This window comes from Pseudomonas sp. TMW 2.1634, assembly GCF_001703595.1.
GTDB lineage: Bacteria > Pseudomonadota > Gammaproteobacteria > Pseudomonadales > Pseudomonadaceae > Aquipseudomonas > Aquipseudomonas fragi.
Genome location: NZ_CP016849.1, coordinates 2,101,428 through 2,114,924, shown reverse-complemented (window position 1 = coordinate 2,114,924; position 13,497 = coordinate 2,101,428). Strand labels below are relative to the sequence as shown.

Annotated in this window: 9 protein-coding genes; 4 read left to right on the top strand and 5 right to left on the bottom strand. The window is 60.1% G+C overall.

Translation table 11 applies throughout. The annotated features are described in order from the left end of the window. Window positions 1-781 precede the first annotated feature (781 nt). The 3 genes from BFC21_RS10075 to BFC21_RS10065 all read right to left on the bottom strand — a co-directional run bounded on the left by BFC21_RS10075 (window position 782) and on the right by BFC21_RS10065 (window position 3,203). Window positions 782-1,678, bottom strand: coding sequence for a hydroxymethylglutaryl-CoA lyase (locus tag BFC21_RS10075; RefSeq protein WP_120266025.1), 897 nt, complete (start codon window positions 1,676-1,678; stop codon window positions 782-784). A gap of 134 nt (window positions 1,679-1,812) precedes the next feature. Further along, window positions 1,813-2,223 (bottom strand): MerR family DNA-binding transcriptional regulator, encoded by a 411-nt coding sequence (locus BFC21_RS10070; RefSeq protein WP_016782358.1) that lies wholly within the window; start codon window positions 2,221-2,223, stop codon window positions 1,813-1,815. Between the two features lie 26 nt (window positions 2,224-2,249). Then, window positions 2,250-3,203: a LysR family transcriptional regulator gene (locus BFC21_RS10065; RefSeq protein WP_088377825.1), complete on the bottom strand. Its 954-nt coding sequence runs from the start codon at window positions 3,201-3,203 to the stop codon at window positions 2,250-2,252. 156 nt (window positions 3,204-3,359) lie between these two features. Here BFC21_RS10065 and BFC21_RS10060 point away from each other — a divergent pair, with 156 nt between their 5' ends. Then, the gene (locus tag BFC21_RS10060; protein WP_088377824.1) at window positions 3,360-4,559 is read left to right on the top strand and encodes an acyl-CoA dehydrogenase; all 1,200 of its coding nucleotides are present in this window, start codon (window positions 3,360-3,362) and stop codon (window positions 4,557-4,559) included. 113 nt (window positions 4,560-4,672) lie between these two features. On the opposite strand, the gene BFC21_RS10050 is transcribed toward BFC21_RS10060, so the two are convergent. After that, entirely contained in the window at window positions 4,673-5,980 is a 1,308-nt protein-coding gene (locus BFC21_RS10050; protein ID WP_088377823.1) for a substrate-binding domain-containing protein, read from the bottom strand. 184 nt (window positions 5,981-6,164) lie between these two features. Then, window positions 6,165-6,977 (bottom strand): exodeoxyribonuclease III, encoded by an 813-nt coding sequence (gene xthA, locus BFC21_RS10045; protein ID WP_016782361.1) that lies wholly within the window; start codon window positions 6,975-6,977, stop codon window positions 6,165-6,167. 183 nt (window positions 6,978-7,160) lie between these two features. Here xthA and BFC21_RS10040 point away from each other — a divergent pair, with 183 nt between their 5' ends. The 3 genes from BFC21_RS10040 (at window position 7,161) to BFC21_RS10030 (ending at window position 13,274) form a co-directional block, all read left to right on the top strand. Beyond that, entirely contained in the window at window positions 7,161-7,811 is a 651-nt protein-coding gene (locus BFC21_RS10040) for a GNAT family N-acetyltransferase (RefSeq protein WP_029611591.1), read from the top strand. A 64-nt stretch (window positions 7,812-7,875) separates the two neighbouring features. Continuing rightward, complete coding sequence (locus tag BFC21_RS10035) at window positions 7,876-9,603, top strand: autotransporter assembly complex family protein (protein ID WP_088377822.1); 1,728 nt, start codon at window positions 7,876-7,878, stop codon at window positions 9,601-9,603. Beyond that, complete coding sequence (locus BFC21_RS10030) at window positions 9,600-13,274, top strand: translocation/assembly module TamB domain-containing protein (protein ID WP_120266024.1); 3,675 nt, start codon at window positions 9,600-9,602, stop codon at window positions 13,272-13,274. Before BFC21_RS10035 ends, BFC21_RS10030 begins: the two co-directional genes overlap by 4 nt. Window positions 13,275-13,497: the final 223 nt, after the last annotated feature.

Below are 13,497 nucleotides of genomic sequence, written 5' to 3'. Positions count from 1 at the left end.
ACAACAAACGCCAGACAACACAAAGGGGAGCCGAGGCTCCCCTTTAATATGTGTTATTCCCGATGACCGTGACCGGCAAGATCCAGAAATTCAAGATGCGTGAGATCAGTATTCAGGACTGCCAACAGAAATGACCAAACCCTGTGGGAGCGGGCTTGCTCGCGATGGTAGCGACGCGGTTTGACTGGCTCACCGCAGCGCCTGTATCGCGAGCAAGCCCGCTCCCACAACAAACCCCAGACAACACAAAGGGGAGCCGAGGCTCCCCTTTAATATGCGTTGCGTGCTCTTTTTTTATTATTGAAGGGCGGTCTATTGTTGTTTTTGGAACTCGCCCTTTTGCTGCGTTTTTTTGCGATCCCCATCCGGGATCAAGAGCAAACGTATTTTTTTGAGCGCTGATCCACTTTTATCACTGGCTATCAAACCCGTGATCCAACCTGTGCATGTGCTACCTGAAGGTAGTTTTATTGTTCTCTGCCCGGTTGCGAGTGGCTTTTAGGCCCTCGGAAAAGCAAACCTTCTCCAAAAAAATCTGTTAGCTGCGTCTCTGCCGTGTTGTTTTTGTTATGTCAGAGTCGTTTCGTATTGTTCTTATTATGTTGCTGCGGTTTTTATTCTTGTTATGCCATAGAGATAGCAGGAGCCGTGCCAACTTTTAAAAATCCTTATAAATCAGTGATTTATAAATTAAGGCAATAAAAAACCGGCCCTGGGCAGGGCCGGTTTGTTTCCGTGTTACTCGTTTGTGTGGCGGCGAGGTAACACCTCGGAACACTTTTTAGCCCTGGCGGGCCTTGGCCACCCGCGATCCGGTAACACGGCCCAGGACCTTGCAGATGTGCGCACCGGCCAGTAACAGCTTGTCCATATCGACGCCGGTCTGGATGCCCATGCCGTTGAGCATGTACAACACGTCTTCCGTGGCCACATTACCGCTGGCGCCCTTGGCATAAGGGCAGCCGCCGAGCCCGGCAATTGAACTGTCGAATACCGCGATACCTTCCTGCAGGCTGGCGTAGATATTCACCAGCGCCTGGCCGTAGGTATCGTGGAAGTGACCGGCGAGTTTCTCTCGTGGCACGCATGCCGTGACGGCGTCAAACAAGCTGCGCGTGTCTGTGGGGGTGCCGGTACCGATAGTGTCGCCCAGTGACACTTCGTAACAGCCCATGGCGTACAGCTCCTGCGCGACCTGTGCCACTTGCTGCGGGCTGACCTGGCCTTCATAAGGGCAGCCCAGCACACAGGACACATAACCGCGCACGCTGATACCGTGCTGTTGGGCCGCTTCGATGATGGGCACAAAGCGCGCCAGGCTTTCGCTGATCGAGCAATTGATATTGCGTTGCGAGAACGCCTCGGAGGCGGCGGCAAATACCGCGACTTCTTTTACCCCGGCGGCCACGGCATCTTCAAAGCCGCGCAGGTTCGGTGCCAGCGCGCCGTACACCACCCCCGGCTTGCGCCGGATTTGTGCAAAAACTTCAGCAGAGCCGGCCATTTGCGGCACCCACTTGGGCGAGACAAAACTGCCGACTTCGATATAGCCCAACCCGGCATCGGTCAGGGCGTCGACCAGTTGCACCTTGTCGGCGACGCTGATCGGTTGTGCCTCATTTTGCAAACCGTCGCGCGGGCCGACTTCGATCAGGCGCACATGGGTTGGAAGTGTCATGGGGGGTCACCCTGTCTGTTGAAATATGTGTCTTGCCAAGCCCTCACCCCAACCCTCTCCCAAAGGGAGAGGGGGCAAATTGGTGGTGTTCTTGAGTTCGTATGCGGTCCGTTCCCTCTCCCTTTGGGAGAGGGCTAGGGTGAGGGACTTTTAGTCGTTTGTTTTTTTATGGTCTGTTCCAGCGCCTGGAGACACCGCTCTTCGGCAGTGTCCAGCTCCAGCTGCATCTGCTGGATATCGAGCAATTGCTGCTCCAGCTGTTCGCGGCGCTCGGCGATCTTGGCCAGCATGCTGTTGAGTTGTTTCTGGTTGCCGCTGGTGGGGTCGTAAAGCTCGATCAGTTCGCGGCATTCGGCCAGCGAAAAACCGATGCGCTTGCCGCGCAGGATCAGTTTCAGGCTGACCTTGTCCCGCGCCGAATACACCCGCTCCTGGCCACGTCGCTCGGGGGCGAGCAGGCCCTGCTCTTCATAAAAGCGAATGGCGCGGGTGGTGATGTCCAGCTCGCGGGCAAGGTCGGAAATACTGTACGTCTGGCTGCTCATGGGCGGGCTCTGGAGGAATCGTATGACTAAACTAATCCGTGGTTGACGTTTACGTCAAGCAAGCTGGCCGCTTCGGATTTCTGCTGTTGCTGGCACAGCTCGATCAGTTGCTCGCGCATCCAACGATTGGCCGGGTCTTGCTCGGTACTTTCGTGCCAGTACAGATGGGTTTCCACATTGGGCAGTTCAGTGAGGGGCAGGGGCACAAAGTGCAGGCCGTGGCGGCGGGCAAAACGCTCGGGCACGGTCATTGCCATGTCGGTCTGTTGCAGCACATTGGAGGCCATCAGGTAATGCTGTGAGCGCAGGGTGATCTTGCGTTGCAGGCCCATTTTGCCCAGCGCCAGGTCCACTTCGCCCAGGCCATTGCGCCGGGTCGAGATATGGATATGGGTCAGTGCCAGGTAATCCTCAAGGCTCAGGGCGGCCCTGGCGGCCAACGGGTGGCCCTGGCGCATGGCGCACACATAACGGTCTTCCATCAATTTGACATGCCGCACCTGGGGGTCGGTGTTGAGCGGGGCATCCACGGCAAAATCCAGGCGTCCTGCGGCCAGATCACTGGTGGTCTCACGCCGATGGGAGAGAAAACTCTCGACCACTACCGATGGTGCCTGACGGCGCAGGCGCTGGAACAGCGGCGGCAAAATCACTGCTTCTGACAGGTCGGTCATGCTGATGCGGTAGGTCTTGTTGGCTTGCAGGGGGTTGAAGGTACGGCTTTCCTGCACCGAAACACGCAACAGCGCCAGAGCGCTGCGCACCGGGCTGATGATGTTCTGCGCCATCGGGGTGGGCACCATGCCCTGGGCGGTTCGCACGAACAGCGGGTCGTTGAAGCTCTCGCGCAACCGCGCCAGGGCATTGGACACCGCCGGCTGGGTGATGCCGATAATCTGCCCGGCGCGGGTCAGGTTGGCTTCGGTGTAGATGGCGTCGAAGACGATAAACAGATTCAGATCGACCTTGTTCAGGTTCATGGCGCGGTGGCTCTTGTTGTTGGAAAGGGGGAGGTGGTCCGATCATATATTGCTTATGAATGGTAATACACGCCGTTAATAGGTAGCGCAAATAAAGGGTGTCTGATCTAGCATCGGGTATCACTTTTCAGCATTCCCGTTAGAAGGTAGCCACTTATGGATTTCGCTTATTCCCCGAAGGTTCAGGCACTGCGCGAGCGTGTGACAGCGTTTATGGACGCCCATGTGTACCCGGCGGAGGCGATTTTTGATCAGCAAGTGGCTGAAGGCGACCGCTGGCAGCCCACAGCGATCATGGAGGAGCTGAAGCTCAAGGCCAGGGCTGAGGGCCTGTGGAATCTGTTTTTGCCCGAGTCCGAACGGGGGGCCGGGCTGAGCAACCTTGAATACGCGCCGCTGGCTGAAATCATGGGGCGTTCGATGCTGGGCTCCGAGCCCTTCAACTGTTCCGCACCGGACACCGGCAACATGGAAGTCCTGGTGCGCTACGCCAGCACGGCGCAAAAACAGCAGTGGCTGGAGCCGCTGCTGCGCGGTGAGATTCGCTCGGCGTTTGCCATGACCGAACCGGACGTTGCCTCGGCGGACGCCACCAATATGGCTGCACGCGCCGTGCGTGACGGTGACGAGTGGCTGATCAACGGTCGCAAGTGGTGGACGTCCGGGGCCTGTGACCCGCGCTGCAAGATCATGATTTTTATGGGCTTGAGCAACCCTGAAAACCCGCGCCATCAGCAACACTCGATGATCCTGGTGCCGGTGGACACACCGGGGGTAACAATCGTGCGGCCACTGCCGGTGTTCGGCTACGACGATGCACCTCATGGTCACGCCGAAGTGCTGTTCGACAACGTGCGTGTGCCGTATGAAAACGTCTTGTTGGGTGAAGGTCGGGGCTTCGAGATTGCCCAGGGGCGTCTTGGGCCGGGGCGGATTCACCACTGCATGCGCTCGATCGGCATGGCCGAGCGGGCCCTGGAATTAATGTGCAAACGTTCGCTGGCGCGTTCTGCGTTCGGCAAGCCGCTGGCACATCTGGGGGGCAATATCGACAAGATTGCCGACTCGCGCATGGAGATCGACATGGCGCGGCTGTTGACCCTCAAGGCCGCCTATATGATGGATACGGTGGGTAACAAAGTGGCGAAAAGCGAAATCGCCCAGATCAAGGTTGTCGCCCCCAACGTTGCCTTGAAAGTGATTGACCGGGCCATTCAGATGCATGGCGGGGCAGGGGTTTCGGGGGATTTTCCGCTGGCTTATATGTATGCGATGCAGCGCACGCTGCGCCTGGCGGATGGCCCGGACGAAGTGCACCGGGCCGCGGTGGGCAAGTTTGAGCTGGACAAGTGGTAGCGGGTTTGTGTGGGAGCGGGCTTGCTCGCGATGCGGTCAATGCGGTGTATCAGCAGTGCCGGGTCGATACTATCGCGAGCAAGCCCGCTCCCACAGGTTGTTCCGCTGCTGCTTCAATACACCCACACCTCAACCCGGCGATTCTTCAGGCGGCCTTCATCTTCGGTGTTGGCTGCCACCGGCATTTGAGCACCGTAACCTTGAATTTCCCGGGGTATCACGCCACTTTTCACCAGCTCGCGGCGCACCGCCATTGCCCGTAACCGGGACAGCAGTTGTGCTCGCTGCGGGTCATCCTTGGCATCGCCGAAACCCACCAGCGTGACCTGCTTGTCGAGCTTGCCGTGGGCGCTCAGGTAGTCGACCACGCGCAGCAAGTCCTGGCGCGCCTTGTTGTCCAGTGAAGCGCTGCCTTCCTCAAAGCGAAAATTTACCGACAGGCGCTGCGCCTCCCGGGTCAGCGCCTGATACTGCTCCGGCATATGTGCGCCCGGCATCACGTTGTCCGCCTGAACGCTTTGCGCGACAAAGCCGTTTTGCCCGACGATGGCCTGGCCCTGCGGGCTTTGGGTAAAGGCCACCAGCGCCTTGGCCCAGGGGTTGTTCGTGGCCGGGGGCAAGTACAGGAACAGGCGGCGCGACAAGGGGTAGTCTTCGCTGGCAATCAGGCTGGTCAGCGGCAACATCGGTTGCGATGCCCCGTCGACAATAGCCACGGCCTTGGCCTCACGGATATAGGGCAGGCCGATAAAGCCGATGGCTTGCGGGTCATGGCTGACCGCGTCGGACAACTGTTCGCTGGATTCGAAGCGTTGCGCCGTACTGCTCAAGGGCTGCCCGTTGCGGTTCAATACCAGCTCCTTGAAGGTTTCCCAGGTGCCGGACTGGTCGTCGCGGGCATACAGGTGAATCGCCCCGCCGGTGCCGCCCACCTGTTCCCAGCGGCTGATCTGGCCGCTGAAAATCAGTGCCAGTTGCTCGGTGTTGAGCTGGTTGAGGGGGTTGTGCGGGTGCAGAATGATTGCCAGGCCATCGATGGCGATCACTTGCTCGGCGCCGGGGCTTTTCAGGTCGCCCAGGGGCTCAAGGTCTACCAGTTCGCGGTCCTTGATGGGCCGTGACGAAGCCACCAGATCCGCAAGCCCTGCAGCCAGCGCAGTAAAACCGGTGCCCGAACCGTGGGCGGCGACATCCACGCGGATCTGCTGGCCCTGGGCTGTGGTGCCGACAATACTGTGCTCGTTGGGCGGGATCACCGGGACGCTGTGGATGTCATGCAGGCCCTGTTCGGCGAGCATGGCGCTGACCAGAGCTGGCCCCAGGTTGGCGCCGATGGTGTTGGAACCCTGGATACGCAGGTCGGCCGCTGTCGCCAGGCTGGTGATGGCGCATAACAGGGTCAACGACAAAAAGCGCAGCATGGGAAGGCACCTTCCTGGGGCCGTAGAAAGGTCTGCAATTTAAGTCAGAAAGGTTTCAAACCGATGACAGACCCCTCCGGTGTGGGAGCGGGCTTGCTCGCGATGCGGGCCACGCGGTCTGTCAGAAAACCGAGGTGAGGCCATCGCGAGCAAGCCCGCTCCCACAGCAAGCAAGCTCTCCTGCTCAGCTCAATTCCAGCCAGATCGGCGCATGATCGGACGGTTTTTCCATGCCGCGCAGGTCGTAGTCCACGCCCGCTGCCTTGATGCGTGGCACCAGCCCCTGGGAGGCAAGGATCACGTCAATGCGCAGGCCACGCTTGGGCTCGTCTTCAAAGCCACGGCTGCGGTAGTCAAACCAGCTGAAACGGTCGGCCACGTCCGGGTGCAGGTAGCGGAAGCTGTCCACCAGCCCCCAGTTCTTGAGGCGCTCCAGCCATTCGCGCTCTTCGGGCAAAAAGCTGCACTTGCCGGTTTTCAGCCAGCGCTTGGCGTTGTCCGGGCCGATACCGATGTCGCAGTCTTGCGGCGAGATATTGATGTCGCCCATCACCACCAGCGGTTGTTCATTGCTGAACCGGCTTTCCAGCAGCTGTTGCAGGTCGCTGTAGAAGCGTTGCTTGGCCGGGAACTTGGTAGGGTGGTCGCGGTTTTCGCCCTGTGGGAAGTAACCATTCATGATGGTCACCGGCTGGCCGTTTTCGTCAGCGAAAGTGCCCCAGATAAACCGGCGCTGGGCGTCTTCTTCGTCGCTGGCAAAGCCCTTGTGCAGTTCCAGGGGAGGCTGGCGCGAAAGCAGGGCGACGCCGTAATGGCCTTTTTGACCATGAAAGTGCACGTGATAGCCCAGGGCTTCGATGTCGGCGAGCGGGAACTGGTCATCATGGACCTTGGTTTCCTGCAGGCCGATCACGTCAGGCTGATGTTTCTCGATCAGCGCTGCCAGCTGATGCGGCCGAGCGCGCAGGCCATTGATGTTGAATGAAACGATTTTCATGGGCGGGCAGTCCTGAACAAAACTGCGATGCTAGCGGACTGACGCCCCGGCTGCCAGCGTGCAGTGGGCCGAATGCACTGCTAACGTAGGATGCATTCGGCCATGATTGAACTGTCATGGCCCTCGGGGGTTCGTACCCATTAGAAGCGCTGCTATCCAGGCCGCGCCCGGGAGGTTGATCGCATGACGCAAACGCCGAACGCTACCAGTGAGATTCGATTGCTCGACAGTGGCTATTCAAGAGAGGCGCGTTCGTTGCTGTACCAGGCTTATCGCCATGAGCCGACGTTTCGTTTTCTGTTCAACGCCGAGCGCAGCGGCTACGAGCAACGGGTCCGGGCCACGGTACGCGAACTGGTCAAGCAGCATTTTTTGCAGGATTTGCCAGCGCTGGGCCTGCTGGTCAATGACCGGTTGTTGGGCATTGCCCTGATCGCGCCGCCGCAACGGCGCCTGGGCATTACCGAGAGCTGGGCCTGGCAGTTGCGCATGGTGCTCAGCACCGGTTTGAGCTGCACGCGGCGCTATCTGGCCTATCACCAGGCGGTGCAGGCCTGCGTGCCGGGAGATGCGGTGCATATGCTGCCGCTGCTGGGTATTCACCCCGAATTCCAGGGCCAGCATTACGGCGAGCAGTTGCTTGAGGCGGTGCACAATTGGTGCGCCGAAGATGAGCATTCCGAAGGCGTGGTGCTCGACACCGGCAACCCGCATTACCTGGACTTCTACAAGCGCCAGGGCTATGTGGAAATCGGTGAAGTGGCCATCGGGCCGGTTGTGGAACATGTGTTTTTCCATGCCAATCCGCAGGTGTTACATACTGCAACGGCTTGAAGACGAACTTTTTGCCCTTTGGCGCGCTCTATGAGCCCCCCAGCCCGTGATAGCATCCGCGCCTATGACGTTCCCAGGAAGATTTACCAGTGGTGTTGTCCTGCTGCTCAGCAGTTTTGCGGCGTTTGCCCAAAGCGAGTTGGTGGTCAAGGTCAAACCGGCAAACGACGCCCTCAAGGCCAACGTGGAAGGCTATATAGGCAGCCTCGGCGACCGTGACGAGAAAGCGCTTTTGCGTTTTCAACGTGGCGCGCAGGAGCAGGCCTTAAAGGCTTCCCAGGCCTTGGGTTACTACCAGCCCTCCATAGAAACCGAGGTCAAGCCCGGCGATCCGCCGCGTCTGGTGTTGAGTATCGATCCCGGCGAGCCGGTGCATCTGCGCAACGTCAACGTGCGTATCGAAGGCCCGGCCGCTTCGCTCAAGGCCTTTCAGATACCGGCCAGCGATGACCTCAAACCCGGCGCGGTGCTCAACCAGGGCAATTACGAAGATGCCAAGCGCCTGATCCAGAACCGTGCCCTGCGTTACGGTTTTTTTAACGGCAAATTCACTCAGCACGAACTGCTGGTCGACCCGAAAGGCGGGTATGCCGATATCAATCTGGTCTACGAAAGCGGACCGCGTTTTTTACTGGGCAAAGTCAGCTTTGCCGGCGATGCTCCCTTCGACCAGACCTTGCTGCAACGCATGGTGCCGTTTACCCCCGATACCCCTTATGACTCGGAACTGGTCGCCGAGCTCAATCAGAATCTGCAAAGCAGCGGCTACTTTGAAATCGTGCGCGTCGATGCCGCGCCGAGTACCGCGGTGGGGCAGGTGATCCCGGTCGACGTCGACCTGGAAACCCGCAAGCCGCGCACCATGACCCTGGGCCTGGGTTACTCCACCGACACCGGTGCCCGCGGCAAGGCCAGCTGGATGCGCCACTGGGGCAACCCGCGCGGCGACAGCTACGGTTTTGAATCGGAAATTTCCCAGCCCAAGCAAAACATCGGTGCCTGGTATGACATCCCGCTGGATCCGCCGCTGACCGACAAACTGCGTCTGGCTGCCGGTTATCAAAACGAAGAAATTGCCAACACCGACACCTTGAGCAAGTTGCTCACGGTCGGCCCCGAGTGGCACAGCAAACTGGACAACGGCTGGACGCGCATTATCTCGCTCAGGTGGCAGCACGAAGAATATCGTCTGGGCGATGACTCGGGCCTGAGCACCCTGCTGATGCCCGGCGTCAGCTACTCGGTATTGCGCAGTGACAACCGCATCGACCCCAGCCACGGCTACAGCGTAAGTACGGACATGCAGGTGGCCAAGCAAGGGCTGATGTCCGATACCAACCTGTTCCATGGCGACGTGAAATTCAAGGCGCTGACCACCCTGTGGGAAAAACACCGCTTTTTGGGCCGTATCCAGTTTGGCGGCAGCGCCACCAATGGCTACAAGTCGATTCCGCCATCCTTGCGCTTTTTCGCCGGTGGTGACCAGAGCGTGCGCGGCTATGACTACCAGAGCCTGTCGCCGAAAAACTCCGACGGTGATCGCATCGGCGGGCGCTATATGCTCGCCGGCAGCCTGGAGTATCAATATCAGTTCGCCGAAAAATGGCGCTGGGCGACCTTTGTCGATCAGGGCAACGCCTTCAACACACTGGACTTCCCGAGTTTGAAAACCGGGGTCGGCGTGGGTATCCGCTGGATCTCGCCGGTTGGCCCGATACGTCTGGATCTGGCCCATGCGCTGGACGATGACGGCGGGGTCCGTTTGCACTTTTCGATGGGGCCAGAACTGTGATTCGTGGTTTGAAAATAGCCGGGCTGGTGCTGCTGGCATTGGTGCTGCTGGTGGTTGTCAGCGTCGGCGTGATTCTGGGTACGCAAGCGGGCAGCCGCTGGGTGCTGGGGCAAGTGCCGGGCTTGCAGGTTGATAATTTTGCCGGGCGCCTGGGCGGCCAGTGGGGCGCCGATCACGTGTTGTGGGAACAGGGCACCAGCCGGGTGGAGGTAAGCCGGCCGATCTTCGCCTGGTCTCCGGGCTGTCTGACCCGCATGACGTTGTGTATCGATCAATTGCAGGCCGAGCAGATCAGCCTGCAGTTCCCGCCGAGCGAAGACAGCAGCAGCGGGCCGATCAGCCTGCCGGAGCTGAAATTGCCGCTGGCGATTGAAGTGGGCGTGATCAAGGTCGGCAATGTGCTGTTCAACGGCATCGAGCAGCTCAAGGGCATGCAGTTGTCGGCACAGTGGACGGCCAAGGGCTTGCAGCTCGACTCGGTGCAGGTCGAGCGTGAAGACCTCAACGTGGAATTGTCCGGCCTGCTGCAGCCCAATGGCGACTGGCCGCTGACGGTGCAAGGCAATCTCAGCCTGCCAGCGCCGGATGGCAAACCCCTGGCCGTTGCGCTCAAGGTGGATGGCAACCTGCGTACGACCTTGAACCTCAAGGCTGACACCAACGGTTATATCAATGCACACTTGACGGGCGAGCTACAGCCCCTGGCCGACAACTTGCCGGCCCAGTTGAGCATCACCGCCGAGCCGTTCAAGGCCAGCCCCGATCTGCCAGATACCCTACAGCTTAATCAGCTGCTGCTGACAGCCAAGGGCGATCTTAAGGACGGTTATGAATTGAATGGCAGCGCCACCTTGCCCGCCGAGAAAGAGCCGGTGAACCTGTTGCTCAAGGGCCGCGTGGATGCCAAGGGCGCGCAGATCGCCGCGCTGGATCTGAGCGCCAACCCCCAGCAGCGCCTGAAGCTGTCGGGGCAGGTGGACTGGCACGAAGGCTTGAGCGCCGAGGCCAAAATCGACTGGCTGGAATTTCCCTGGCACAACCTGTATCCGGTGATCGACAAGCCGGATGTGGATTTGCGAACGTTTGTGGGGGAAGTGTCCTACCGTGACGGTAACTACCTGGGCAACTTCACGGCGGACCTCGATGGCCCGGCGGGCAAGTTCAGCCTCAGCAGCCCGTTCAGTGGTGACCTGGGCAAGATATTTCTGCCGCAGTTGAAGCTGGTGGCCGGGCAGGGCAAGGCCGAAGGTCACGTCAATGTGCAGTTCGCCGATGGCGTGGTGTGGGACACGGCGCTGGACTTGAGTGCGCTCAACCCGGCGTACTGGGTGGCCGAATTGCCGGGCACGCTGGCAGGCCCGTTGCGCAGCAAGGGTTCGTTCAAAAACGAGCGCCTGGAACTGGATGCCAACCTTGACCTCAAGGGCCGTTTGCGCGGCCTGCCTGCCGTGCTGCAAGCCAAGGCCAACGGTGCGGGTGAAGCCTGGACGGTCAGTGCGCTGGATATACGCCTGGGCGATAACCGCATCAATGGCACCGCCAGTTTGCAGGAGCAAATCAAGGCCCAGCTTGATCTCAATATGCCGCGTCTGGGCCAGCTGTGGCCCGAACTGCGCGGTCAGCTCAAGGGCCGAGTCGATGTAGGCGGAACCCTCAAGGCACCGCAAGGCAAAGTGGCACTTAATGGTCAGCAATTGGCATTTGCCGACAATCATCTGCAAAACCTGAGCCTGGATGCCAGCCTCGACCGCAACCAGCGCGGCCGCATCGACCTCAAGGGCAGTGGCATCCGCGCCGGTGACACAGAGCTGGGTGTACTCACGGCCAACGGCAGTGGCGATATCAAGCGCCAGCAGCTCAAACTGGATTTGCAAGGGCCCATGTTGCAACTGGCTTTGGCTCTGGATGGCGGGCTGGACAAGGACAACTGGCGCGGGCGCCTGGTCAGTGGTGACGTCAAGGCCGGCGGCCAGGCTTGGGTGCTGCAAAACCCGGCACGTCTGGAGCGGTTGGCCGATGGCCGGCTCAACCTCGGGGCGCAGTGCTGGCTCTCCGGCCCGGCGAGTTTGTGCAGTGAAGAGCAGCGCCTGGTGCCGGACCCGAAACTGCGTTTGCACCTCAAGCAGTTCCCCCTCGATAGCCTGGCCGAGTGGTTTCCCAAGGACTTCCAGTGGCAGGGGCAGCTCAATGCCGACCTGATCCTGGACTTGCCTGCCAGCGGGCCCAAGGGCCAGGTCGTGGTGGATGCCAGTGGCGGTACGTTGCGCTTCAGAGACAAAGGTCAGTGGCTGGATTTCCCGTATCAGGCCTTCAAGCTGACCAGCAACCTGACCCCTAACCGGGTTGAATCGCGCCTTGATTTCGACGGTGGCAAGCTGGGGCAGTTGATGCTGGCAGCGCGGATCAATCCGCTGCCCAAGAGCAAGCCCATTACCGGCGAGTTCCGCCTCACCGGGCTGGATGTGTCGATGATTCGTCCGTTCGCGCCGATGGTGGAAAAACTCACCGGTCAGCTCAACGGCTCCGGCACGATTTCGGGTGCTTTGCTGTCGCCCCATGTCAACGGCACTGTGGCGCTGACCGGCGGTGAGATTTCGGGGCCGGAGTTGCCGACCAACTTTGAAAATGTGCAGCTTTCACTGGCCATCAACGGTGAAACGGCGCTGATCAATGGCGGCTGGACCAGCGGTGACAAAGGCCAGGGCAGCGTCAGCGGTAATGTGGCCTGGGGCCAGGCGGTGGCGGTCAATGTGCTGGTCAAGGGCAATAACCTGCCGGTGACAGTCGAGCCCTATGCCAAGCTGGAAGTGGCCCCGGACCTGAAAATCTCCCTCAATCCAGATAACACCCTGTTGATCGCCGGTACGGTGAACGTGCCCAAGGGCGAAATCGTGGTGCGTGAATTGCCGCCATCGACAGTCAAGGTCTCGGATGACACGGTTATCGTGGGCCAGCAGGCAACGGATGAAGCCGCGCCGATGCAGGTCGACATGGATATCAACGTGGTGGTGGGGCAGGAGCTGCTGACCTTCTCCGGCTTTGGCCTGAACGCCGATCTGGCGGGGCAGGTGCATATCGGCAACAACATGGACACCCGTGGCGAACTGCGCTTGAACAACGGCCGCTACCGGGCTTATGGCCAGAAGCTGACCATTCGCCGGGCGCGCCTGCTGTTTGCCGGGCCGATCGACCAGCCGTACCTGGACATCGAAGCCGTGCGCCAGACCGATGATGTGATTGCCGGGATTCGCCTCACCGGCAGTGCGGAGCAACCCACCACGCAAATCTTCTCCGAGCCGGCCATGAGCCAGGAACAGGCGTTGTCCTACCTGATTCTGGGGCGTCCGCTGACGGGTACCGGAGAGGATGAGAATCTGTTGGCACAAGCGGCCCTGGGCCTGGGGTTGATGGGCAGTTCGGGGATTACCACCAGCCTGGCCAATCACCTGGGCCTCAAGGAGTTCGAGCTGGATACCGAAGGTACCGGCAACAGCACGGCGGTGGTGGCCAGTGGCAAGATCAACGAGCGTTTGAGCGTGCGTTACGGTGTCGGTGTGTTTGAACCGGCCAGCACCATTGCCCTGCGCTACAAGTTGAGCAAACGCGTGTATGTGGAAGTGGCCAGCGGCTTTGCCAGCTCGCTGGATATTTTCTACAAACGGGACTTCTGACCCACTGCCCCCCTGACTCTGTGGGAGCGGGCTTGCTCGCGATAGCCTCGGTGCGGTTGCCCTGAGGCACCGCGTCGATCGAGTCGCGAGCAAGCCCGCTGCCACAGGTTGCTACAGCCCCGGCACTTGCTTTTCCAGCCACTTGTGTCGCCTGGTGCGCTGGCCTGCGGGCCATTGATACCGAGCTGGCGCAGTGCTGCTGAGTGGGTGCAGGTCTATGCTT

What these genes read in the sequence shown, in the direction of transcription:
- BFC21_RS10060 (WP_088377824.1), top strand. Translation starts at nt 3,360, where the DNA reads ATGGATTTCGCTTATTCCCCGAAGGTTCAGGCACTGCGCGAGCGTGTG.
- BFC21_RS10075 (WP_120266025.1), bottom strand. Translation starts at nt 1,678, where the DNA reads ATGACACTTCCAACCCATGTGCGCCTGATCGAAGTCGGCCCGCGCGAC.
- BFC21_RS10040 (WP_029611591.1), top strand. Translation starts at nt 7,161, where the DNA reads ATGACGCAAACGCCGAACGCTACCAGTGAGATTCGATTGCTCGACAGT.
- BFC21_RS10065 (WP_088377825.1), bottom strand. Translation starts at nt 3,203, where the DNA reads ATGAACCTGAACAAGGTCGATCTGAATCTGTTTATCGTCTTCGACGCC.
- BFC21_RS10035 (WP_088377822.1), top strand. Translation starts at nt 7,876, where the DNA reads ATGACGTTCCCAGGAAGATTTACCAGTGGTGTTGTCCTGCTGCTCAGC.
- BFC21_RS10050 (WP_088377823.1), bottom strand. Translation starts at nt 5,980, where the DNA reads ATGCTGCGCTTTTTGTCGTTGACCCTGTTATGCGCCATCACCAGCCTG.
- xthA (WP_016782361.1), bottom strand. Translation starts at nt 6,977, where the DNA reads ATGAAAATCGTTTCATTCAACATCAATGGCCTGCGCGCTCGGCCGCAT.
- BFC21_RS10070 (WP_016782358.1), bottom strand. Translation starts at nt 2,223, where the DNA reads ATGAGCAGCCAGACGTACAGTATTTCCGACCTTGCCCGCGAGCTGGAC.